General features: G+C 62.3%; 20 protein-coding genes and 2 pseudogenes. 3 read left to right on the top strand and 19 right to left on the bottom strand.

Translation table 11 applies throughout. From position 1 onward, the window contains the following. Positions 1-264 precede the first annotated feature (264 nt). The 3 genes and pseudogenes from AB8841_RS01635 to AB8841_RS01625 all read right to left on the bottom strand — a co-directional run. Positions 265-1,959: pseudogene (locus AB8841_RS01635) on the bottom strand (arylsulfatase). 147 nt (positions 1,960-2,106) lie between these two features. Continuing rightward, the gene (locus AB8841_RS01630; RefSeq protein ID WP_370434137.1) at positions 2,107-2,376 is read right to left on the bottom strand and encodes a hypothetical protein; all 270 of its coding nucleotides are present in this window, start codon (positions 2,374-2,376) and stop codon (positions 2,107-2,109) included. Positions 2,377-2,678: 302 nt separating this feature from the next. Further along, positions 2,679-3,097: pseudogene (locus tag AB8841_RS01625) on the bottom strand (IS5 family transposase); the annotation flags it as partial. A gap of 212 nt (positions 3,098-3,309) precedes the next feature. On the opposite strand from AB8841_RS01625, the gene AB8841_RS01620 reads away from it, so the two are divergent. Beyond that, positions 3,310-4,185: a GyrI-like domain-containing protein gene (locus tag AB8841_RS01620; RefSeq protein ID WP_370434136.1), complete on the top strand. Its 876-nt coding sequence runs from the start codon at positions 3,310-3,312 to the stop codon at positions 4,183-4,185. An 87-nt stretch (positions 4,186-4,272) separates the two neighbouring features. Here AB8841_RS01620 and AB8841_RS01615 read toward each other — a convergent pair whose 3' ends face one another. The 4 genes from AB8841_RS01615 to AB8841_RS01600 all read right to left on the bottom strand — a co-directional run bounded on the left by AB8841_RS01615 (position 4,273) and on the right by AB8841_RS01600 (position 6,519). Then, positions 4,273-4,662, bottom strand: a complete 390-nt coding sequence (locus AB8841_RS01615) for a hypothetical protein (RefSeq protein ID WP_370434135.1) — start codon at positions 4,660-4,662, stop codon at positions 4,273-4,275. A gap of 56 nt (positions 4,663-4,718) precedes the next feature. Next, the gene (locus AB8841_RS01610; protein ID WP_370434134.1) at positions 4,719-5,096 is read right to left on the bottom strand and encodes a hypothetical protein; all 378 of its coding nucleotides are present in this window, start codon (positions 5,094-5,096) and stop codon (positions 4,719-4,721) included. A gap of 209 nt (positions 5,097-5,305) precedes the next feature. Further along, a complete protein-coding gene (locus AB8841_RS01605; RefSeq protein WP_370434133.1) occupies positions 5,306-5,725 on the bottom strand; it encodes a GFA family protein in 420 nt (139 codons plus the stop codon). 239 nt (positions 5,726-5,964) lie between these two features. After that, entirely contained in the window at positions 5,965-6,519 is a 555-nt protein-coding gene (locus AB8841_RS01600) for an isochorismatase family protein (RefSeq protein ID WP_370434132.1), read from the bottom strand. A 306-nt stretch (positions 6,520-6,825) separates the two neighbouring features. On the opposite strand from AB8841_RS01600, the gene AB8841_RS01595 reads away from it, so the two are divergent. Continuing rightward, a complete protein-coding gene (locus AB8841_RS01595; protein WP_370434131.1) occupies positions 6,826-7,062 on the top strand; it encodes a hypothetical protein in 237 nt (78 codons plus the stop codon). Positions 7,063-7,233: 171 nt separating this feature from the next. Here AB8841_RS01595 and AB8841_RS01590 read toward each other — a convergent pair whose 3' ends face one another. The 9 genes from AB8841_RS01590 to argH all read right to left on the bottom strand — a co-directional run bounded on the left by AB8841_RS01590 (position 7,234) and on the right by argH (position 17,073). Then, the gene (locus AB8841_RS01590) at positions 7,234-7,932 is read right to left on the bottom strand and encodes an IS6 family transposase (protein WP_370434130.1); all 699 of its coding nucleotides are present in this window, start codon (positions 7,930-7,932) and stop codon (positions 7,234-7,236) included. Positions 7,933-8,302: 370 nt separating this feature from the next. Further along, positions 8,303-9,337: an agmatinase gene (speB, locus tag AB8841_RS01585; protein WP_370434129.1), complete on the bottom strand. Its 1,035-nt coding sequence runs from the start codon at positions 9,335-9,337 to the stop codon at positions 8,303-8,305. Positions 9,338-9,638: 301 nt separating this feature from the next. Further along, positions 9,639-11,039: an MmgE/PrpD family protein gene (locus AB8841_RS01580; protein WP_370434128.1), complete on the bottom strand. Its 1,401-nt coding sequence runs from the start codon at positions 11,037-11,039 to the stop codon at positions 9,639-9,641. Positions 11,040-11,128: 89 nt separating this feature from the next. Next, a complete protein-coding gene (locus tag AB8841_RS01575; protein ID WP_370434127.1) occupies positions 11,129-11,971 on the bottom strand; it encodes an ABC transporter substrate-binding protein in 843 nt (280 codons plus the stop codon). Between the two features lie 36 nt (positions 11,972-12,007). Next, positions 12,008-12,796, bottom strand: a complete 789-nt coding sequence (locus AB8841_RS01570; RefSeq protein ID WP_370434126.1) for an amino acid ABC transporter ATP-binding protein — start codon at positions 12,794-12,796, stop codon at positions 12,008-12,010. A gap of 13 nt (positions 12,797-12,809) precedes the next feature. Further along, positions 12,810-13,655: an amino acid ABC transporter permease gene (locus AB8841_RS01565; protein WP_370434125.1), complete on the bottom strand. Its 846-nt coding sequence runs from the start codon at positions 13,653-13,655 to the stop codon at positions 12,810-12,812. 31 nt (positions 13,656-13,686) lie between these two features. Further along, on the bottom strand, positions 13,687-14,673 hold the full coding sequence (locus tag AB8841_RS01560; RefSeq protein ID WP_370434124.1) for an NAD(P)H-quinone oxidoreductase: 987 nt from the start codon (positions 14,671-14,673) through the stop codon (positions 13,687-13,689). Positions 14,674-14,696: 23 nt separating this feature from the next. Then, positions 14,697-15,557, bottom strand: coding sequence for an ABC transporter substrate-binding protein (locus tag AB8841_RS01555; RefSeq protein WP_370434123.1), 861 nt, complete (start codon positions 15,555-15,557; stop codon positions 14,697-14,699). A gap of 109 nt (positions 15,558-15,666) precedes the next feature. Then, positions 15,667-17,073: an argininosuccinate lyase gene (gene argH, locus AB8841_RS01550; protein ID WP_370434122.1), complete on the bottom strand. Its 1,407-nt coding sequence runs from the start codon at positions 17,071-17,073 to the stop codon at positions 15,667-15,669. Positions 17,074-17,237: 164 nt separating this feature from the next. On the opposite strand from argH, the gene AB8841_RS01545 reads away from it, so the two are divergent. Next, a complete protein-coding gene (locus tag AB8841_RS01545) occupies positions 17,238-18,125 on the top strand; it encodes a LysR substrate-binding domain-containing protein (protein ID WP_370434121.1) in 888 nt (295 codons plus the stop codon). 4 nt (positions 18,126-18,129) lie between these two features. On the opposite strand, the gene AB8841_RS01540 is transcribed toward AB8841_RS01545, so the two are convergent. The 3 genes from AB8841_RS01540 to AB8841_RS01530 all read right to left on the bottom strand — a co-directional run bounded on the left by AB8841_RS01540 (position 18,130) and on the right by AB8841_RS01530 (position 20,649). Then, positions 18,130-18,999: a polysaccharide deacetylase gene (locus AB8841_RS01540; protein WP_370434120.1), complete on the bottom strand. Its 870-nt coding sequence runs from the start codon at positions 18,997-18,999 to the stop codon at positions 18,130-18,132. Between the two features lie 95 nt (positions 19,000-19,094). Beyond that, complete coding sequence (locus AB8841_RS01535; protein ID WP_370434119.1) at positions 19,095-19,592, bottom strand: N-acetyltransferase family protein; 498 nt, start codon at positions 19,590-19,592, stop codon at positions 19,095-19,097. Between the two features lie 691 nt (positions 19,593-20,283). Beyond that, entirely contained in the window at positions 20,284-20,649 is a 366-nt protein-coding gene (locus tag AB8841_RS01530; RefSeq protein WP_370434118.1) for a hypothetical protein, read from the bottom strand. Positions 20,650-20,688: the final 39 nt, after the last annotated feature.

The following is a 20,688-nucleotide window of genomic DNA, read 5'->3' as shown; positions in this document are numbered from 1 at the left end:
TCCGATGAAGCAACGACAACCGTTGTCAAACCGAGGCTACCCCGGAACAGCTAGAGTCAGCTCTGGGTCACTCACTGAAATTCCTGGTTCCTTCGGAACGTCCGGTTACGTGAGTATTGCTGCCCTCGGGCTAACGTCTCAGGTGTGCCAATTGCAGTCATTCTTGAGGCTGCATAATGCGTCTGCCCGTCACCGCAGCACAGTCGTCCACAAGCGGACAGGGCCGAGCTCCGGGGCGGGCGCGGGAATTGCCCGCGCCTTGGTTTATTCAGTTCCCGGCTTGTTGCGGATCGCTTGCTCGACCTGCCGCTTAACGGCCTCCAGGTTGAAGGAGGCCGGATCCTGCATCGGCGGGTAGTCGACCGCCGTGGCCGCGAGCTTCGCGACCTCCTGCTGAACGGAGACGAAGCGCCAGAACTCACGGGCGTAGAAGTCGTTCATGTAGCCGCCCCCCAGATCGTTCAAGCTCTGGCGACCGATCGACGGCGTGCGCTCGAACGGGTCCTGCCGGATGTTGAACATGACCGGCATGTCCGTCGTGACCTTCGGTCCGGGCCAGCCATCCGGCTGTTGGAAGAACTGGAACTTGAAGTCGTCGATGCGGACTGAACCGAGCTGCGGACCGCCGAAATAGAAGAACTCATGCCGGGCCGACGGACCATTGCCTTGCAGGAGCGCGAGCTGGTTGTAGCCGTCGAGATGGTTCTTGTAGCTGCGATCGCCGAGTTGCACTCCCTTGAGAAGCTGATCGGTGATGTTCGGGTTGCCGGCGGCGGCGAGCAGCGTCGGGAACCAGTCGAGCCCCGAGAAGATGCCGTTCTCGACTGCGCCGGGCTTGATCTTGCCTGGCCAGCGGATGAGCGTCGGGACGCGGAATCCGCCTTCGTTGACCGTTCCTTTGGTCGCTTTGAAGGGTGTCATGCCGCCGTCGGGTCACGTGAACACCTCCGCTCCATTGTCGGTGGTGAAGATGACGATCGTGTTGTCGGCTTGACCTGAATCCTCCACGCATTTGAGCAGGGCTTCGACGCTGTCGTCGAGCTGCGCCATGCCGGCCTCTTCGAGACCGTAGTTGGTTTGGCTGTTCATCAGCGCCTGATACTTCGGCGACAGGAACGTCCAGACGTGCATGCGGGTCGTATTATGCCAGACGAAGTACGGCTTCCTGTCGGTCTTGGCCTTGTCCATGAAGTCGCACGATGCCTTGACCAGCACCTCGTCGAAGGTGGTCATGTCGTACTTTGCCTTCGGGGTGATGTCGTGCATGTTCGGCACGTTGGTCATGTTGGGATAGGGCGCCAAGGGGCCCTCATCGACGATCCGCTGCTTGCCGATCCGGCCCCAACGCGGCTGTTCGGTCTGATCGTCCGTGTCGGTCGCATAGGTGTGCAGCAGATTGCGCGGCCCGACCTTATCGCGATAGGACTGATCGTCCGGAAAGGAATACCAGTACGGATCCGTCATCGCGTCGAGGTGATACAGGTAGCCGAAGAACTCGTCGAAGCCGTGCAATGTCGGCAGATACTTGTTCAGGTCACCGAGATGGTTCTTGCCGAACTGACCGGTGGCATAGCCCTGCGCCTTGAGGGCGGAGGCGATCGTCACGGCATGGTCCGGTATACCGACATCGGCGCCCGCCTGGCCGACCGTGGTGAGCCCAGTGCACAGTGGGATTTGGCCGGTGATGAAGCTCGCCCGACCCGCCGTGCAGCTTGCCTCGGCGTAGTAGTCGGTAAACATCATGCCCTGCGAGGCCAGCCGGTCGAGGTTCGGTGTCTTGCCGGACATGATGCCCCGATGATAGGCGCCGATGTTGAACCAGCCGACATCGTCGCCCATGATGACGAGGATGTTGGGCTTCTGCTGCGTTCCGGCCGGTGGTGCCTGCGCCAGAGCGGGCGCGATTGCCCAGGCGCCGCAGAGCATGGACGCTCCGCAGATCAGCGTTTTCAGTTTCATCGCTCTTTCCTCTTCGTTCGTCCCCCGCCGCTTGCTGACCGGGCCGCCGCGCCCTGCCCGGCCGAGATCGATCGACTTCAGGCTGCGGTCGATGCCCGGATCGACTCCATGACCGAAACCGGGTGGCATACCGCCGCTCCGGCTCGGTCATTGCTCAACCGCGAAGATGCGCCTCCCATCATTCTGCATGCCGATCACCGTCCAGCCGTCCTTCTTCGCCGCTTCGTCGTAGAACCCGGGAGAGAAAGTGCCGACCGTGCGGTCGGGCAGGTCTTGCGCGGGGCCATAGGCGTACTCGCGCGTGGCATCCTCGCGCAGGATCAGCATCTTCAGCCCCGTTCTATCCCCGCGCCGGTCCACTCCAGCATCTCTCGGTTTCCGACCGATCATCAGGTGAAGCGCCTCATGCAGGCGCATCTCTCCCTCCTGGCTCTCGAGCATCGAACGCGAAAGCGCGAACCGATTCTGCGTGAAAAGACGTTCACAAATAGAGACTTACCACGTCGGACGTGGGTTCGATGTCACGTCCGATGCACCCCTGGACAGTCACATACCGTCCGACGATAGCGTAACGGTGGGATCGTGCTTGACCGAATGTGACGCCTGCTTGACCTTTTTCGCCAAGCGGGGAGCGGGATGGCCACGACGATGCCTGCCTCGGCCCACGATCGTCTGGAAGGCCCCGTGATTGCTGCGGGCTTTCCGGCTTTACTCCATCGATGTCGCTTGGAGAGCGTCAGGCCGAGCCTGATCGGGAGGCCTTGCGCGTCGACAACGACATGGATCTTGGTCGTGAGTCCGCCTCACGATCGACCGCGACAATGATCTGCCCTACTTTCGCCGTCGCGGCCTGCTGATGCGCACGAACGGAGGGGGCTGTCGATCATCTGGATGTTGCCATCGTGCGAAGCGCTGATAGCGTCCATCAGCCGATCCCAGACACCGGCCCTTCGCCATCGCACAAAGTGGTTGTAACAGGTGGTGCGCGGTCCATAGCGTTCTGGCAGGTCCCGCCATAGTGCTCCCGATCGAAGCACCCAAAGTATGCCGTTTAGCACTCGCCGCTCATCGACACGGGGTACGCCCTCGGCTTGTTGGGCAGTTGCGGCTTGATCACGCGCCATTCGAAGTCGCTCAGGTCATAGCGGCTCCTCTTGAGCTTGAATCAGAGCTCGGCACGATATGAAAGCCACCAATCTGCGAGCGCCCCTTATCGCCGTTCATCGATAAATTGGGCGCGCCCATAAACAGTCCTTGGCGACCTTCTGCAACCCATGACAAAACCGCAAGATCAGTCGAGCGCGTCATGTCTGCGTGCGCTCAGGTGGTGCTGCCACGGAGGACAGAGCGATGAAGGCGGCGCTTCGAAACTACCATGCCCGGATGCAGCGGGTGCTGGACTACATAGACCGGCATCTGGATGACGATCTGGACCTGGGCGCGCTGAGCAGCGTCGCCGCTTACTCGAAGTATCATTTCCACCGGCAGTTCACGGCGACTTTCGGGCTGTCCGTGCATCGCTACATCCAGCTCGCCCGCATGAAGCGCGCTTCATACCGGCTGGCCTACAGGGATGACCAAAGCGTCACGGACATAGCGATGGATGCCGGTTACGATGCACCGGACGCCTTCGCCCGCGCCTTTCGGCAACGGTTCGGGCAATCGCCTTCGTCGTTCCGGAAGGATCCCGACTGGGAGCCGTGGCTTGCGGCCTTTGGGCCTCTCAACAACGCGAGGAGCAAGCTCATGCAGAAGACCTTTACCACTGACGACGTGACAATTCGCGATGTGGTGCCCACGCGGGTTGCCATCATGGAGCACCGGGGCGACCCTGCGACGCTTGGCGCCACCATCCAGCGGTTCATCGCGTGGCGCACGGCCGCTGGCCTGCACCCCAAGACAAACCCGACCTTCAATGTCTGGCATTCCGAGCGACGTCCTGCGTCGCCTGGCGACTATAGCGTGGACCTTTGTGTCGGGACCGACCAACCGATCGAGGCGGAGCAGATCAAAGCCGGCGAGATCCCTGGCGGACGCTGCGCGGTCCTGCGCGTGGTCGGCAACACCGACAATCTGGAGCCCGCTGCGCTCTACCTTTATCGCGACTGGCTTCCGGCCAGCGGCGAGGAAGCACGCGACTTCCCGATCTATTGCCAGCGGCTGAGCTTCTTCCCGGAGGTGCCGGAGCATGAGGCGGTCGCGGAACTGTTCTTGCCGCTGAAATAGCGCCCTTCGACGGCGGCCTGTCCCTTCCGATCGCAAGAAGCGCACAGGCCGCTATTCATCCGATCTCTGTCTTTATGGGTTCACGACCTAGTTGGGCGTTGGCCTGCTGAGGGGTGTGTCGGGCCCGAGACCGCAGCGCTCGCGAAACACCTGCTGCGCCGTCCCGAGATCGGGAAGCAAGCCCCCGACCCTCGCCGTCATCACGCCCCGCCCCTCGGCCTCGATGAGTTGGGATCCCTGCGAGTGCAACGGCCCAACGAGCGTGTCCCCTTCGCCGAAGAACAGGGTGCCGTCCTCCCACAGGAGGATCACGAAGCCTTTTCCCGTCTGGACGACGAAGTCCTGGCAGAACGGCTTGAAGTCGAGAACGACCGTGCCCGTCAGTTTGGGGGCACGCCGATCAATAAAAGTCAGGCCCAGGAGGGCCGATGCGAAGCCGAGGCACCAGGCGGCGAGAATCAGGAGCGGCTTTGTCATTCTGTCCCTGCCGGCTTCGTGGACCTGCGCCTCGTGGCGCAAGCGCGACCTTCCAGTTACGGACTCGGTTCCGCGGACGGCTCAAGGTCGGCGACCAAACCGTGAAGACGACGCTGGCCGACGAGGTCACCGTTGCAAAGCTCCTCGGCGCCATCCACGGCAGGGAGGAAGTCTGCCGGATTGATCTCCGGCGGTGCCAATTCCCCGGCCTCATCGACACAGCCATCCCGGTCGCCGTCAAGGAAGAACCGACCCGAACGGAAGTCCATCATCAGAAATGGCTTCCGCTCGAGGAACCGGTCACAGGCCATGTGGAACGCCGCCATGTCGTTCGGACCGGTCAGGGACTCGGAGTAGTAGAGCCCCTTGATCAGGCGGCCGGTCGCCTGGATGCGCGGGCTGCTGCGCAGGACAAGCGCATCCAGGTCCGGCATGGGCTGTCGTCCCAACCGACAGGCGTACGAAGATGTAGGATGGTGAAGCGGGCGAGCCCGTCCAGCACTCGTCAGCACCAAGAGGACGGGAACGCAGAGCAGGAGTCCGAACATCATGACCTCCTCTCCTGAGGTCGTCTGTATGCCCCCCTCCAGCACGGGTCGTCAGACTGGCCGGTCGTCCTCGACGTGATCGCGCCGTGATACCCTCACAGGCAGGAACCCACCTGTGTGTCGGTTCCCGGAAGGCTTCCGATGCCGGCAATCCAGGGCTGGGCCGTGCGGCACCAGATCTGCCCTCGGGGCACGAGGTCATTGCGCTGACGGCTCGTGCCCACACGGATGCTGTAGATTCTCGGCCCCTTACCCTCCGAGGCCGAATAGATCGGCGACCCGCATTCGGGGCAGAAAGTTTGCAGCCGCCGCACGCCGCTGTCGCCGGTCTTCGCGTAGGTCTTGAGCTGGCCCGAGAGCAGGGCGAACCCGTCCTCCCGCGAAAGGACGAAGGTTCGGAAGGCGGATCCCGTGAGCGTCTGGCAAGCGGTGCAGTGGCAGAGCATAACCGTCTCCGAGTCGATCGCCGCCTCGTAGGGGATGAAACCGCAGCGGAAGCGCCCGTCGATCCTCATGGCGCACCTCCCCGATCCCCCGAGTATCCTACTCCGGATCCAAGCCGATGTCTCATGAGAGAACATGCTTGGCACAATTCGCGGACCGGAACAGACATAATGCGGCCTCGAAAGGTCCGCACTGGGTCAAAGTTTCACATTCCGGCGGCTCAATAAACGTCGGCTCTTGAACGCCGAAGCGGATCAAATGCTTACGTCTCAGGAGTGCCAAGACCCGACCTTATGGGCTCATTGTTAGATCACGCAGCCTCAGATCGACTGTCTAGTACTGAGGAAGCATCGACAACCCTGGCAAAGTCAGCTTCAAGGTGTGCCATCGTAACATCGAAGATCGAACGCGCTGAGAGATTGGCAGACGGCAGATCGAACCCGATGATGGCGTCGCCCACGACCGTCATCTTGAACCCGAGATCAGCACCAGCCCGTACCGTTGAGTTGACGCAAAACCCCGCGACAGCACCAACCACAACCAGATCGGTTATGCCATCGTTACGGAGGTAGGCTTCAAGGTCCGTCGATGCGAAGCCCGAGGAGGTCCGCTTCAAGAAAATAGGTTCGTTCTCAAGAGCCTCGGCGCAAGGCATGGGAAGATATCCGGGCGCGTCCGGATGGAGCGGCGAGGCAGGATCATCCTCGTGGTGCCGGATGTGAACAATCGGCCACTTCCTTTGCCGGAAGGCTTTGGCAAGCTCAGCCACACGCGCCGATGCATCCGGGTTAACGCAGTCGCGACCTGCATCGATCCGGTGCTGCATCATCGTTTGCATGTCGATTATGACCAACGCCGTCGCCATTGATTCCCTGATCCTTCAAACGGTACCGGACATCGTCCGATCTGACATTTCTCGCATAGCCGATGTCATGGAAGCTGGACAAGGTCTTCGACACCGCGCAATGCCTGCTTCGGGTCAACCTCTGAGGTTTCCTGCCCTTCCAGCAGGTCAGGTTTCACCTCCTTGAGCCGACGGTCGAGCCCCTCTCAATTGTGCTAACCGCCGAGCGCTTCGTCATCCGGAAGGCCCTCTGGAAGGAACACCGCAGCATGATGGGAATTCCCTTAGGGAGGCGGCGATGAAGCCACCCCTGGAGGAGTTCGCCCGATGCCAGACCGCAAGCAGGATGGTCAACAGCCCGAGGCTTTGCGCTCGCTGAAATCCGCCGCGAAGGCGGGAAGCCAGAAACCACAGGACCAAGGTCTTGAAGCCCAGGGCGACACCGCGCCGATCGCTGCTCCTCTGGAGCAGGAACAGGATGCCGCCGCGAAGGTGCTTCAGGAGGGAGTCAAGAAGAACCCGGAAGGGATGGAAAAGGCCGCCCGGAAGGCTCCTGAGCGCTAGCCTCCCCAAACCCGAGATCCTCTCAGGGCGATAGAGAGCGTAAGGAACGTCCATCTCGGTCATGTAGTGGGCGTTGCGGTCGGGGTTCGTCCCTAAGGGCGGCAAACTGCGACCGGTTGTGTCGCAAATTTGGAGAGGAGACGCGAAAGGGCCAATCGCACGGTAGAGCGTTCAGGCGGCAAGCAACTCAAACTGTTCAGCGAGCGACAGTTGACGAGTGCAGGCGTATTTCGCCTGTCCCTTGCGCATCATATAGACCATTTCGATGCCGCCCAGCACTGAACGAGCGCTATTCACGGACTTGAACCCCATCATCGGCCGTACTCGCCGCTTGATAGCTCGGTGATCCTGCTCAATCCGGTTGTTGAGGTAGGCACTTTGGCGGATACGAATGGGTTTCAGACCGCGTCGAGATCTGTTCTGGAGCCGGTCTGCGGCATCGCAGGACAGGATTGCCTCGCGGTTCGTCTGACTGCCGTCGATGACAATCCGTTCAGGACGGCCATGCCGCTTCAGCGCCTTGCGCAGGAACTGCTTGGCAGCCGTTAGATTACGCCGCTCGCTGAACCAGAACTCGACCGTATCGCCATGGCTGTCGATGGCGCGGTAGAGATACATCCACCGCCCACGGACCTTGATATACGTCTCGTCCAGATGCCATTTCCGGCTGACGGGTCGCTTGCGTCGATTGAACCGCTCGAGCAGTTCGGGTGAGTAACGGACCACCCAGCGGCCGACCGTGGCGTGGTCGACGGAGATGCCGCGCTCGGCCATCATCTCTTCGAGATCGCGTAGGCTGAGGCTGTAAGCGAGATACCACCGAACGCAGAGCAGGATTACCGATCGGTCGAATTGCCTACCCTTGAACATCGCACCTCACCCTCTCTCGCCAGAGCAGGCCATAGCCCCACGATCGGAAAGAAAGAGTTGCAACAAAACCCTCCCAACTCGTGAGGGCCAGTTCGGGCCCGCTCGGCAGCGCTGCCGACGTCCAAAGAACGGAACCTTGGCTGGGAGGTTACGTTGCCATGTGGCAACTAGGGAGCTCGCATGCAGGATTTCGGTCTGAATAACGTGGCAGCAGTAGGTCTCATGTCGAAGCCATGAAGGTCGTTCATCCGAGGCTGGGCTGAGAGGATGGGGTTGCGACCCCAACCATCGCCTGCCTCGGAGCCCCGGATGAACAGCCATAAGAATGCCCGCATGACACCCTTCGGTCGAATCCTTTCGTCCGTTGAGTTCAGTCGCCGACCATCAGGCATAGGATGGTGAAGAGCACCTGCGCGGCGACGTGAGCCGTGTTGGTTGTCGCGTCGTACTGCGGTGCGACCTCGACCACGTCGCCGCCGACGAAGTCGATCCCCTTCAGGCCTCGCAGGAGCTCCAGCACCTCGCGCGGTGTGAGGCCACCCACCTCGGGAGTGCCCGTCCCGGGTGCGAAGCCCGGATCGACGCTGTCGATGTCGAAGGACAGATAGGTGGGACCGTCGCCGACGACGGCGCGGGCCCTCTCGATCAGGGCCCCAATCCCGATCCCTGGCACTTCCTCGGCATGGATGACGGTCATGCCGCTCTCGTAGGAGAACTCCCAGAGATACTCCGCGCCGCCGCGAATGCCGATCTGGATGGTGCGCTCGGGATCGAGCACTCCGTCCAGGACTGCCAGGCGGAAAGGGCCGCCGTGCTGGAACTTGGCGCCTTCATATGGACCTGCGGTATCGCAATGGGCATCGATGTGGATCATTCCAACGGGCTGTCTCTCGCCCACGGCCTTCAGGATCGATGAGCTGATCGAATGATCGCCACCGACCGAGAGCGGCCGCACCCCGGCCCCCACCAGCCGCTTGTAGAAGGCCTCGATGTCGGCATGGCAGAGGGCGAGGTCGTAGCGGCTCTGCATCGGCACATCACCGATGTCCGCGATCCTTGCCTTGGAGAAGGGTGCGCACCGGAGGACGTGATCGTATGGGCCGACGCGCTCGATGGTCCGCACCGCACGGGGTCCGAAGCGGCTTCCGTTACGGTTCGTCACGCCCAAGTCCATCGGGACGCCGACGAGCGCGACGTCGAGGCCGCCGAAGTCGGGCAGGTCCTGGGCATCCGCCCGATAGGGTGCATCGAGCAGCGTGGGAATCCCTGCGAAGGGCCACTTGCGCCTGTCGGACCCCGTGAACTGGGCCCGGGCCACGGATGCAAAGTGCGGATCGAAGATATCCCCGCCCGAGGCATTGGCATACTTCTCGCGAAGGGCTTGCAGCTTTCTGGAATCAATCATGGCTTCGGCTCGTCCTCTGTTCAGATGGGGGTGATCGCGTAGGCCTCCCGGTTCCGGCCGCGAGGGGAAACGGTGGCAACGGCATCCGGCTGCCCGTGGAAGAAATCGGCCGGCCTGTCGCGGTGGCGGGCGCTAGAGCAACGGACGTGAAAAGTGGATTCCACTTTTGGGATTCATTCGATGCTCCCTTCTTAGATGGGCGCATCGGTCTCGCGAAAAACCGGGGCCACTTTTTCGCCCGATGCGCCAGGCTCTCGAGCCTCTTCTGATCCATGCTGGCCTCCTCCGGCATATCGAATGTCTATCGGAAGAGCGCCGGGCGTGGCCGATCGGACAGCAAGCCGTGGTTGAGCCACCGAACATCCTCTTGGCCCCACAGCCCGAGCAGGCCCTCGATCAGGCGCTCGGTGCGTACCCCGTCGAGAGCCATGCCCGAAAGGCTTCTGATTTTCGCAAGGTATGCGTTATCGGTGACCGGGTTCGCCGGCGATCCGAGCGCCTTCGGGACCCGCGCCTCGTCCGTTCGCCCATCCCGTGTCACGATCCGTACGAAAGGCTCCTCGTTGGCGGCGATCGTGGGGTCGACGACCAGGGTAACCCGCTCCATCACCGTCCGAAGCCGCGGATTGTCTCGCTCATCGGCCGCATAGGCCGATAGACCCGCTTGTCCGAGGGCAAGCCTTGCCGCGAGAGCATAGGGCAGACTCATCTGTGCGAAGGGCAACGTCGCAACGTCCCGCCCACCGCACATCTCGGAGAGAAACGGGCTGAGCCGGACCTCGATCCGCTCGACATCATCCTCAGCCGAACCGTTCCGCTCGAGAAGCAGCCCCAATGCATCGATCGATGAGTGCGTCCCGCGGCAGGATGCGTAGGGTTTCAGGGAAACACGCTCCAGGCGCCAGCTCTCACCGAGCCCCAGTGTCAATGCGTCCGGGCGGGCGGTCTTGGGCGCGAAGGTTGTCAGGAAACCGCCCCAAACATCCTCGAAGACCGCGGACGGGCCACTGACGCCGGCGCGCGCCAGGAGTGCCGCGAGGACACCGCCTTCCGAGGCTCGACCGGCATGAACGCGCTTGGTCTGGCTGCCATCGTGGATGAAGGCCCACAATCCTCCGCTGAAACTCGCGGCATGGCCGAGTGCATGAGCAACCCGCGTCACATCGAGCCGAAGGATGCGCGCAGCGGTGACAGCCGCACCGAAGGTTCCGCAGGTCGCCGTGGAATGCCACCCTGCCTCGTTGTGCGCCTCGTACCCACCACAGGCCTCGAGAACGCGGCGCCCCACATCATAGCCGAGGACGACCGCGAGAAGGAACTCCTCGCCGCTGACCGGATGCTCTGCCAGGGCCGCGGCAGCCAGCGCGGCAGGCAGGACGACGGCTCCCGAATGGTCGCATCCACCCGTATCGTCGAGTTCGAAGGCATGACACGCAATGGCATTGACGAGGGTCGCGGAGCGGACGGAGAGACCTTCGCTCGTTCCCCAGACGGACACTGCGCCTCGCTGCTCGGTCGCCAGGATCAGGTCGAGAGTGGACTGGGCCTCCTGCGACGCAGCCCCTGCGACGCCGCAAGCCAGCGTATCGAGGGCATGGCGCGCGGCCTTGACGCGGATCGGCTCAGGCAGATCCGTCGGCGTGGCGGCGGTGACGAACTGGGCAAGCGCGATGATGCGCGATGCCGGGGCATGCGTGCTCATATGCAATGAATCCTGTCGAAAAGACCATCGGGGCCGCGCTCCGGACATGCACCGCCGGCATCGGCCTCGGCCGGCGGTGCGTTGGGAGGCTACTGGGTTTTGACGGCCTCGCCGTTGATCATGACTTTCTCGACCTTGGCGGAAGGCAGTTCCCACTTCTTGAGCACTTCCGCATAGGTGCCGTCCTTGATCATCTCACCGAAGGCCTTGGCGACCGCGTCACGAAGCTGCGTATCCTTCTTGGCGAAGGCCATACCCTGATAAACCGATGTGAAGGGCTCACCGATGATGGCGTAGGTGTTCGGCTCCAGGTTCAACAGGTACGGCAGGGTCTCGGACCCCTGGACCGCGGCATCGAGACGCTTCTGACGAAGCTGTGTCCGCGCGTCCGCGGAGCCTTCCGTCCCGACGATCTTCAGGGGCGGCTTGCCGGCACCTTCGCATGCCGTCTTGCTCCAGGTCTCCATTTCGTTCGGGAATGACGTGCGACGGCTTGCGCCGACGGTCTTGCCACACAGGTCGGTCAGGGTCTTGTATTGATCCTTGCGGTCGTTCGTCGTGTAGAACTGCGCACCCGACTCCAGGTAGTCGACGAAGTCGAGCGTATCCCGGCGGCCCGGAAGATCGCTCATGCCCGAAAGGATCATGTCGGCACGGCCGGTCGTCAGGGCGCTGACCATCTGCTCGAAACTGATCTCCTCCCACTTGATCTCAATGCCGAGTTTCTTCGCGAGCGCATTGCCGAGATCGATGTCCAGACCGGTGAGCGTTCCCGTCTTCGGGTCCTTGAACTCGAGAGGCGGGTAGTTCGGCACGTTCGCGACCACCAGTGTCTTCTTGGCGGCAATTCGCTCGGGCAATTGCTGCGCCATGGCGACACCGCCCGCCACCAGCAGGGCGGCAAATGAGAAGAGGATCGTCGTTGATTTCATGTTCGGGCTCCTTCCCCGGTTAGCTTTGCATCATTCTCATTTATGCACGGCCGAGATGAACTCGCGGGTGCGTGCCTGTTGCGGACTCGCGAGGACGGAGCGCGAGTCCCCGATCTCGACGAGTTGCCCTTGATCCATAAAGGCTGTGCGGTGGCTGACCTCGCGGGCAAAACCCAGCTCGTGGGTCACGACGATCATCGTCATCCCGGAATGCGCCAGGTCTCTCATCACGTTCAGGACCTCGCCGACGAGCTCGGGGTCCAGCGCCGAGGTCGGCTCGTCGAAGAGCAGGAGCTGGGGGCGCATGGCAAGGGCCCGGGCGATCGCGACGCGCTGCTGCTGCCCGCCCGAGAGATGGACGGGATAGACATCACGCTTGTCGATCAGGCCCACGCGTTCCAGCAATGCGTGGGCGCGGTCCTTCGCCTCGGTCTTGCTTTCCTTCAGCACCTGCACGGGACCCTCGATGATGTTCTCGGTCACGGTAAGATGCGGAAACAGGTTGAAACGCTGGAAGACCATCCCGATGGTGCGTCTCTGACGTGCGATCTGTGCGTCATCGAGTTCGTGAAGGGTGTCGCCTTCACGCCGGAATCCGACCAGCTCGCCGCCGACCCAGATCGCACCGCCGTTGATGCGCTCGAGCTGGTTGATGCAGCGCAGGAAGGTGCTCTTGCCGGAGCCGGAGGGACCGATGATGCACAGCACCTCACCCTTCGGCACCTTTACGTTGATCCCTTTCAGGACCTCGAGGGAGCCGAATTGCTTGCGGACATCGGCGGCCACCACGAGTGGAGCATCGGCGGAAAGACTCTGCGTATCCATGTCCTGCTCCTCCCTATTTCGTGTTTCCGGTCGCAGCCACGCCCCTCGAGAAGTACTTCTCGATACGGCCCTGGATCAGGCTGAGGATGGTGACCACGACGAGGTACCAGATCGCGGCAACGATCAGGAGTTCGATGACCCGCGAGTTGGCGTAGTAGATGTTCTGCGCGCTGTGGAGGATCTCAGCGTACTGGATGACGCTGGCCAGCGATGTCAGCTTGACCATGCCGATGAACTCGTTGCCGACCGGCGGCACGATGACCCGCATCGCTTGGGGCATGACGATCCGGCGCAGCATTTGCAACCGCGTCATGCCGATGGTCTGCGCCGCCTCGTATTGGCCACGGTCGACGGAGAGCAGGCCGGCGCGCACGACCTCGGCCGTGAAGGCGCCCTGCTGGATGCCCAAACCGAGGAGCGCCGCGACGAAGGGTGTCATCACATCGACGGTGTTGACCGAGAACAGGCCGGGGATCCCGATGGTCGGGAAGACCAGGGCGAGGTTGAACCATAAGAGCAATTGCAGCAGGGCCGGAATGGCACGGAAGAGCCAGACGTAGCCCAATGCCGTCATGGAGAGGACCGGGTTGTCAGATAGGCGCATGATCGCGAAGACGATGCCAAGCACGATACCGACGACCATGGCGAGGATCGCCATGACGATGGTGTTCACGAGCCCTTCCATGATGACCGGAACGGTCAGGAACTCCGCGACGTAATTCCACTCGATCTGACCGACGGCGAAGGCATGGATGACGACGGCAAGGACCGTCAGGACGAGCACGGCGGCAATCATGCGTCCGTAGTGGCGTTTCGGGACAAGCGTAAGGTGACTGATTTGATAGACCGTATCGGTCATGGGTTGGTTCCTCCTCCTCGGCCTTTGATGTCTAGCTCTCTTTGACACTCACGACGATCTTGCCGACATGCCGCCCAGCTTCCATGTACCGATGCGCTGCGGCCATCTCGTCCAAGGGGAAGATCCTGTCGACGGTCGGCAGGATACGCCCACTCTCCACGTGCGGCCACAGATCCCGCCTGACGCCCTCCACGATCCGAGCCTTGGCTGCCAGGGGGCGGTCCCGGAGCGACGTCGTGAAGAGTGAGCCACGCTTGGCCATCATGCGGCCGAGGGGGATCTGTGCGTCGCGCCCACTCTGGAGGCCGATGATCGCAATCCGTCCATCCGGGGCAAGTGCGTCGATATTTCGGGACAGATAGGCGGCGCCCATGTTGTCCAGAATGACATCGGCGCCGTGCTGGGCCGTTTCGTCCCTGACGATCGTGACGAAGTCCTCGTCGCGATAGGAGATGGCCCGCTCGGCACCCAGATCTACGCAACGTTGCATCTTGTCGCTATCGCCGGCGGTGGCGAAGACCCGCGCTCCCATGGCGCGCCCGGCCTGGATGGCGAAGGTGCCGATCCCTCCGGCTCCGCCATGAACGAGGACGACTTCCCCGGCTGCGAGTCCGGAAATGTCGATGATGTTGGACCACACCGTACAAGCGGCCTCTGGCAGCGCAGCCGCTGCGATGATGTCGACATTATGGGGTCGCTTGAGGAGTTGGGTGGCGGGAACCGCCACCCTCTCGGCATAGGCTCCTCCGGAAACCAATGCGCAGACCTCATCGCCGACTTTCCAGCCTTGCACGTTCTGGCCAATGGCGTGGATCGTCCCAGAGCATTCGATGCCGAGGATGCCGGGCAGGCTCGCCGGTGTGCCGTAGGTCCCCTTCCGCTGCAAGAGATCGGCGAAGTTCAGCGCGGTCGCGTGAACGTCGATGACCACCTCGCCGGATGAGGGATGCGGGTCGGGAACCTCAGCCAGGACCAAGGACTCCGGCCCTCCGGTGTGGGGCAGAATGACAGCGCGCATGTTCGTCTCCGAAGTTGGGTCCGTCAGGTACCGGCGTCGATCGTCACTTCGGTCACGGCCTGACGTTCGAGGCCGAACTTCTGCAGTGCCTGTTGGTAGCTGCCATTCTTGATCGTGGCCCTCAAAGCCGTCGCGACCGCATCCCGCAAGGCGGTATCCTTCTTGTCGAAGGCAAAGCCGAAGAGCGTCTTGATCAGCGGCTCGCCCGCCAGGGCATAGGTGTTGGGTTCGTCGGCCATCAGGTAGGCAACGTACTCCGGGCCGAGCACCGCCGCATCGAGGCGGCCCTGCTTGAGATCGAGCCTCGTAGCCGTGGCCCCAGCCGTGCCATTGACGGTCGCGGCGGGCTTGCCGGCACCGACGCAGTTCTTCTCGCTCCACGCCTGGGCGACCGGGAAGTAGTTCGTGGTGCGCGGCGCACCCACGGTTTTTCCGCACAGGTCGGTTTCAGATTTGATCGCATCCTTCTTCGTGACCGTCGTGAAGGGCTGCGCTCCCGTGACGAGATAATCGACGAATGTCAATTTCTCACGGCGCGACGGGAGATCGCTGATCGCGGTGCCGATCATGTCGATGCGACCGGTAGTGAGGGACGTCATGAGCTGTTCGAAGGTCATCTCCTCCCACTTGACCGAGACCCCGAGTTCCTTCGCGATGCTCTCGACGAGGTCGACATTGACACCGACCCGCTGGTTGGTTTTCGGATCCTTGTACGCCATCGGCGGATAGGTGGCCTCGATGCCGACCACAAGGGCCTTGGCAGCCTTGATCTTCTCCGGCAGGGCCGCGTCCTGCGCCATTGCGGCGGCGGGCAGTAGCGCGAAAAGAGCCGTTCCAAGCGCGGCGTTGCGGAGGGTCCTGACAAGCGTGTTGCGCGTATTCATCGTTTCATGGTTCCCATTGGTTGGATCTGGGCCACGGTTTTGTCCGCAGCTCGTTGGTTTTGTCTAAGAGAGCTCGGAGCCGGCGTGCTTCCCCTCGCCGGCCCTCTGCTCAAGCCTTTGCCCAGTCACGCTGGCGCGAGACATTCTCCTTCAAACGTCCGATCTGCTCGGCCACGCGTGCCGGTGCGGTTCCGCCATATCCTGCCCGTGCGGCGACGGCCGCTTCGGGCGTCAGATGACCGAGCATCTCTTCGCCCAGTCGCGCGTCCACGGCACCGAGGTCGGCAGGCGTGAGGTCGGAGAGCTCAAGACCCTTTTCCTCGCAGTAACGGACCAGTGCGCCCGTGATCTCATGTGCCTCGCTGAAGGGCACGCCGTTGCGGGCAAGCCAGTCGGCCACCTCCGTCGCCAGCGTGAAGCCTTCGGTCGATTGCGCCTTGAGACGAGCGGCATCGACCTGCATCGTTTCGATCATGCCCGCCATGGCGGGCAATACCAGTCCCAAGGTGTCGATGGCCTCGAAGGCGGCCCATTTGTCTTCGGAGAGATCGCGATTGTAGGCGAAGGGCAATCCCTTCAGCGCCACCAGCATGCCGTTGAGGCCACTGATCAGGCGTGCCGCGCGGCCACGGGCGAGTTCGGCGATATCCGCATTCTTCTTCTGCGGCATGATCGAGGAGCCCGTAGCATAGCCGTCATCGAGCACGACCCAGCGGAACTGGCGTGACGACCAGAGAAACACCTCTTCTGCCAAGCGCGAGAGATTGACCCCGATCATCGCGCAGACGAACAGGAACTCCGCCACATGATCGCGACTGCCGACCGCGTCGATGGAGTTCTCACACGGCGCATCGTAGCCGAGTTCCCTTGCCGACAGCTCGGGATGAAGTGCGATTGCGGAGCCCGCCAGGGCGGCTGCACCCAAGGGCGAACGGGAAGAACGGCGATGCCAGTCTTGAAGGCGTTCGATATCGCGCGAGAATCCTTGCGCGTGGGCAAGGAGCTGATGCGCGAAGGTGACCGGCTGGGCCGGCTGAAGATGCGTGAAGCCCGGCGCGAGCGTATTCTGATGTTCGCTCGCCTGCGCAATCAGGGCATCCTGAAGCGAAAGGAGGTCGCCGGCGATCTGCTTCGCAACTCCCCGCAGGTGAAGCTTGAGATCGTTTGCCGCCTGGTCGTTGCGCGAACGCCCGGCACGCAGTTTGCCGCCCACGACGCCGAGGCGCTCGACGAGCACGCGCTCGAGGAAGGTATGGACGTCCTCGTCCCCATGCGATGGCGCGACCGTTCCGGCGGCGTAGTCGTTGCCGATGGCCGTCAGCGCTTTGCTGATCTTGTCGCCCTCGTCTTGGGTGAGAATTCCGGAACGGACCAGTTCGCTCGCGTGGGCGATGGAGGAGCGCAGGTCTTCGGGAACGAGGCGAAAGTAATTCTGTGGAGCGCGGGAGAGGCGCATCAGCGCCGCAGACGGCGGCGTCCGGAATCGCGCGCCCCAAAGTCTGACGGTCTCTGTCATTGTCTATCCTCCTGGTTGCGGAGGATGCTTGCACCCGTTTCCGATCTGGACAATTGAATTGATTTCCGTGAGGCTAGTCCGAAATGGAATAGTGTCGTTGTTGCATTCGGGACCGGAGCCTCATGCCTAGAACTCAGCTTCCCAGCACGATCGGCTTGCGGGTCGTGGCGGCGCTCGCCCAACATGGAACCGTGTCGGCGGCCTCCGAGGTGCTTCATCTGACCCAAAGTGCCGTGAGCAAGCAGCTCAAGAGCATCGAAACATTGGTGGGGATACCCCTCTTCGATCGAACCAGCCAAGGTTTGACGCCCACCGAGGCCGGGGTGATCTACATCGAACAGGCCCGTATCGCCCTTGGCGCGCTGGAGACAGCAGCGGTCCGTGTGGCCGCCCTGCGCCGGGCCCAACCCGCAATCCTTGTGCATGTGCTGCCCATTATCGGCGATCGCTGGTTCATCCCCCGGTTCTCGCGCTTTGCCGAACGGCATCCGGAGATCGAGGTCGAGTTCACGACCTATGCGGCAGCCGATACCGTGGAAGAGGCGGACGCGGTCTTCCGTTTTGGCGACGGCAATTGGCCGGGCTGGAAAGCCGACTATCTCCTCGGTCGGGATGTCATCCTGGTCGGGGCGCCCCAATTCATCGACAGAGGGGGCGGACTCAGTTCCATCGAGGATATCCGCCGCTTCCCGGTGTTGGAACATCGGCAGACGCCCTTGCGCTGGAACGACTTCGCGCAGGCCTCCGACCTCCACGATTTTGCGCCTGTACGCATTACGCGGTTCGCCTACTATTCCCTTGTGATCCGTGCGGCGATCGGCGGGCAAGGCCTTGCCTTGGTGCCGCGCAGCCTCATCTCTGACGAGATCGAAAGCGGCCAGTTGGTCAATCCGCTCGGTCTCGGATTCCAGAGTCGAAATTGCTACTGGCTGACTACGCCGGCAACCAAGCCCGTCAGTGGCGGCCTCATGACCCTGCGCGAATGGCTCCTCCGGGAGGCTCGACAAACGGAATCCATGGAGATCGCGATCGCACAGGATGCCGGCTCTTGAGGACCTATCGTGCTGCGCGCTCGCATGCCTCGAAATGATCGGCGATCTCGCGACCCGTCGTCCACCACACGTCGTCGTATCGACGGACATATTGCAGGAATTCCTCGAGGATCCTGTAGCGCATGGGACGGCCGGATACTTGCGGATGCATGATCATAGTGGCGACACCGCCCCATTCCCGCGTCTGGTCGAACTCATCGCGCCAGATCGACAGCACTTCCTCACGCCCGAACAGCGCACGCGGACTCATGCGGTGCGTGATGCCGAAATTCCAGTCATCGAAACTGTAGTTTACGGGAATCTCGATGGGACCGGGACCCGTCGGCAGGACATGACGATAGGGCCGGATATCGTCGCGCCAGGAGCTCGAATAGCGGATGCCGCGATCCCGCAGCAGCGCGAGAAGTTCCGTGAAGCTCTCGCCGGATGGCGCGCGGTAGCCGGTGGGTTTCACGCCAAGGACGCGCTTGAGCGCATCGAAACCGCGATCCACCTCTTCCACCATCGCGGCAAGATCACCCGGCTCGGGCCGCAGGTGCCAGTAGCCGTGGTGACCGATCTCATGGCCGCCCTTGAGGATGGCCTCGCAGGCTGCCGGATGCGCCTCAGCGGTCCATCCGGTGATGAAGAACGTCGCCTTGACCTCGTAGCGAGCCAGGAGCTCGAGCAGCTTCGGAATGCCGACACGGGCCTCGTACCCCCCATAGGACATGGTGACGAGGCGGTCCGCATTGCTGCGGTCCATGCCGAGCCAGACGGACTCGGCGTCAACGTCGAAGCCAGGAAACAGGGCGCATCTTTTGCCGTCAGGCCACGGGAATTGAGGAGCCGGCGGAGCCGGATTGGCCGGGCGTGGTGTGGGGTCAGTCGACATGGCAATCTCCGCAAGCGCCTAATGCTGTCAGCTCAATCGGACTTGGCAATTGAATAGTTTTCCATCCCGCTAGTCGCAGATGGAATAGCCCGCTCTCAGGAGGCCAAGCATTCGGCGGCCAGTGCCCCCAACACCTCTGTTGACAGGGTGTAGTGCACCTTGTGCTTCACCACACCTCCAAGCGCATCGTAGAGTCGCTGTGCCGGGACATTGCCGTGATCCGTCGTGAAGTCCATCCGTCCGATCCCGTTCCTGACCGCAAAGGCTGCAAGGAAGCGGATGATGCGGGTCCCTATGCCGGCTCCCCGGGCTTCCTCGACCACATAGAGGTCCTTCAGGTACAGCAGGCTCCGCAGGTCCCGACCGGGCCGCAGGATCGCCACACATGCGAGGCCGACATTCTGCCCTCTTGCATCCCGCGCGAGGACGAAACGCGTGCCTTCATGGCTGGCAATCGCCTCTTCCATGATCCGGCGATAATCGGCCTCGGGTCGGAGCTCCTCGCCGGGACGGTAATGACGATCCATGTCCCGCACCAGCAACGCCACGGCGGCGGCATCTTCGATGTTCGCGAACCGGATCTCATCAGGCATCGGCTTCTCCAATCAAGGATTCGAACCATGTTAATCAGGCACCTGAAATTCTGCAAAGGGGCGCAAGGGGAGCCGTTAGGTCACGGCGACCAGCCTTGGGTGGACCGTCGGCGATGTGATCCTGGCGTGCCGGGAGACGATCGGACAATGGCGGAGGCTGCACCGATTCCCGGTGCGTGGCTCCACCCCGTGCCCAAGATGTCTGACCGCCAGCGTCACAGTACCTCCTGCCAGCCTCGGGTATCCGTCACGCTCGCGCGCTACCGGGAGCAACGCACTCGGAAACGATCATCCTGCTGAACTACAGCATCGGACATGACATCGAACCCACATCCGATGCAGTCAGTTGATGGTCTCGAGCGTCCTTTCACGCAAAACCGGTTCCCACTTTTGCGTTCGATGCTCTAGCTCCGCTGCCAGAGCCATGGGATGAATGCTTGGGCTTCGGGTCGACTAGATTCCGCTCGGGGTCAAACTGAGCCATTGAGCCCTTGCCTATGATGGTCGGCTTACGCCGCAAGTGCAGAAGTTCGGCTTTCGTCTGCCCCGTGCCATCAAGAGACCTTCCAGGTTCAGGACTCCCTTCAGGACGGCTAACCTGGCTGGACGTTCGCCCAGAAAGGATCGCGAACCGAGATGTTCACTGCTCCCGTTGCTTGAGGGCTCTAGCCACAAGCTCGACCTCGTTAGTTCAGACCCCACCCGCGTAGTTGGCTGGAAGACGCGCGAGATCCTCAGGCGTGTCGACGCCCGTCGAGAACTCCCCGCCGCCATAGGGTGCCGGGACACGAACGATCGGATCAGTCGTTTGGGCGCTCTCAGCCGCACTGGCGGCCCTCAGCCTAATCTCTTCGGCAACGAATCCTGGCTGGGAATCAGGCTTGGCGACCAAGTGAAGCTCATCCGCATAGAGAGCGAGATAGCCCAGATCGAGATCGGCCTCGTCAATGTCGATCAGTGTCGCCGGCGCCGCCTCTGCCTCGGTGGAGAACTCGTGCGGCCCATGGCGTCTTCCAGGAGAGATTGGTGGCGCCAGGGCCCTGTTGATCTGGCGCAAGAGGACGGCGCGGCGGACAAAACGGGAGTTTCGAAGTCG

It is taken from the genome of Microvirga sp. TS319 (genome assembly GCF_041276405.1).
In the GTDB taxonomy this organism is placed as follows: domain Bacteria; phylum Pseudomonadota; class Alphaproteobacteria; order Rhizobiales; family Beijerinckiaceae; genus Microvirga.
The sequence above is the reverse complement of the archived record's forward strand: the minus strand, read 5'-3'. Positions and strand labels throughout refer to the sequence as shown.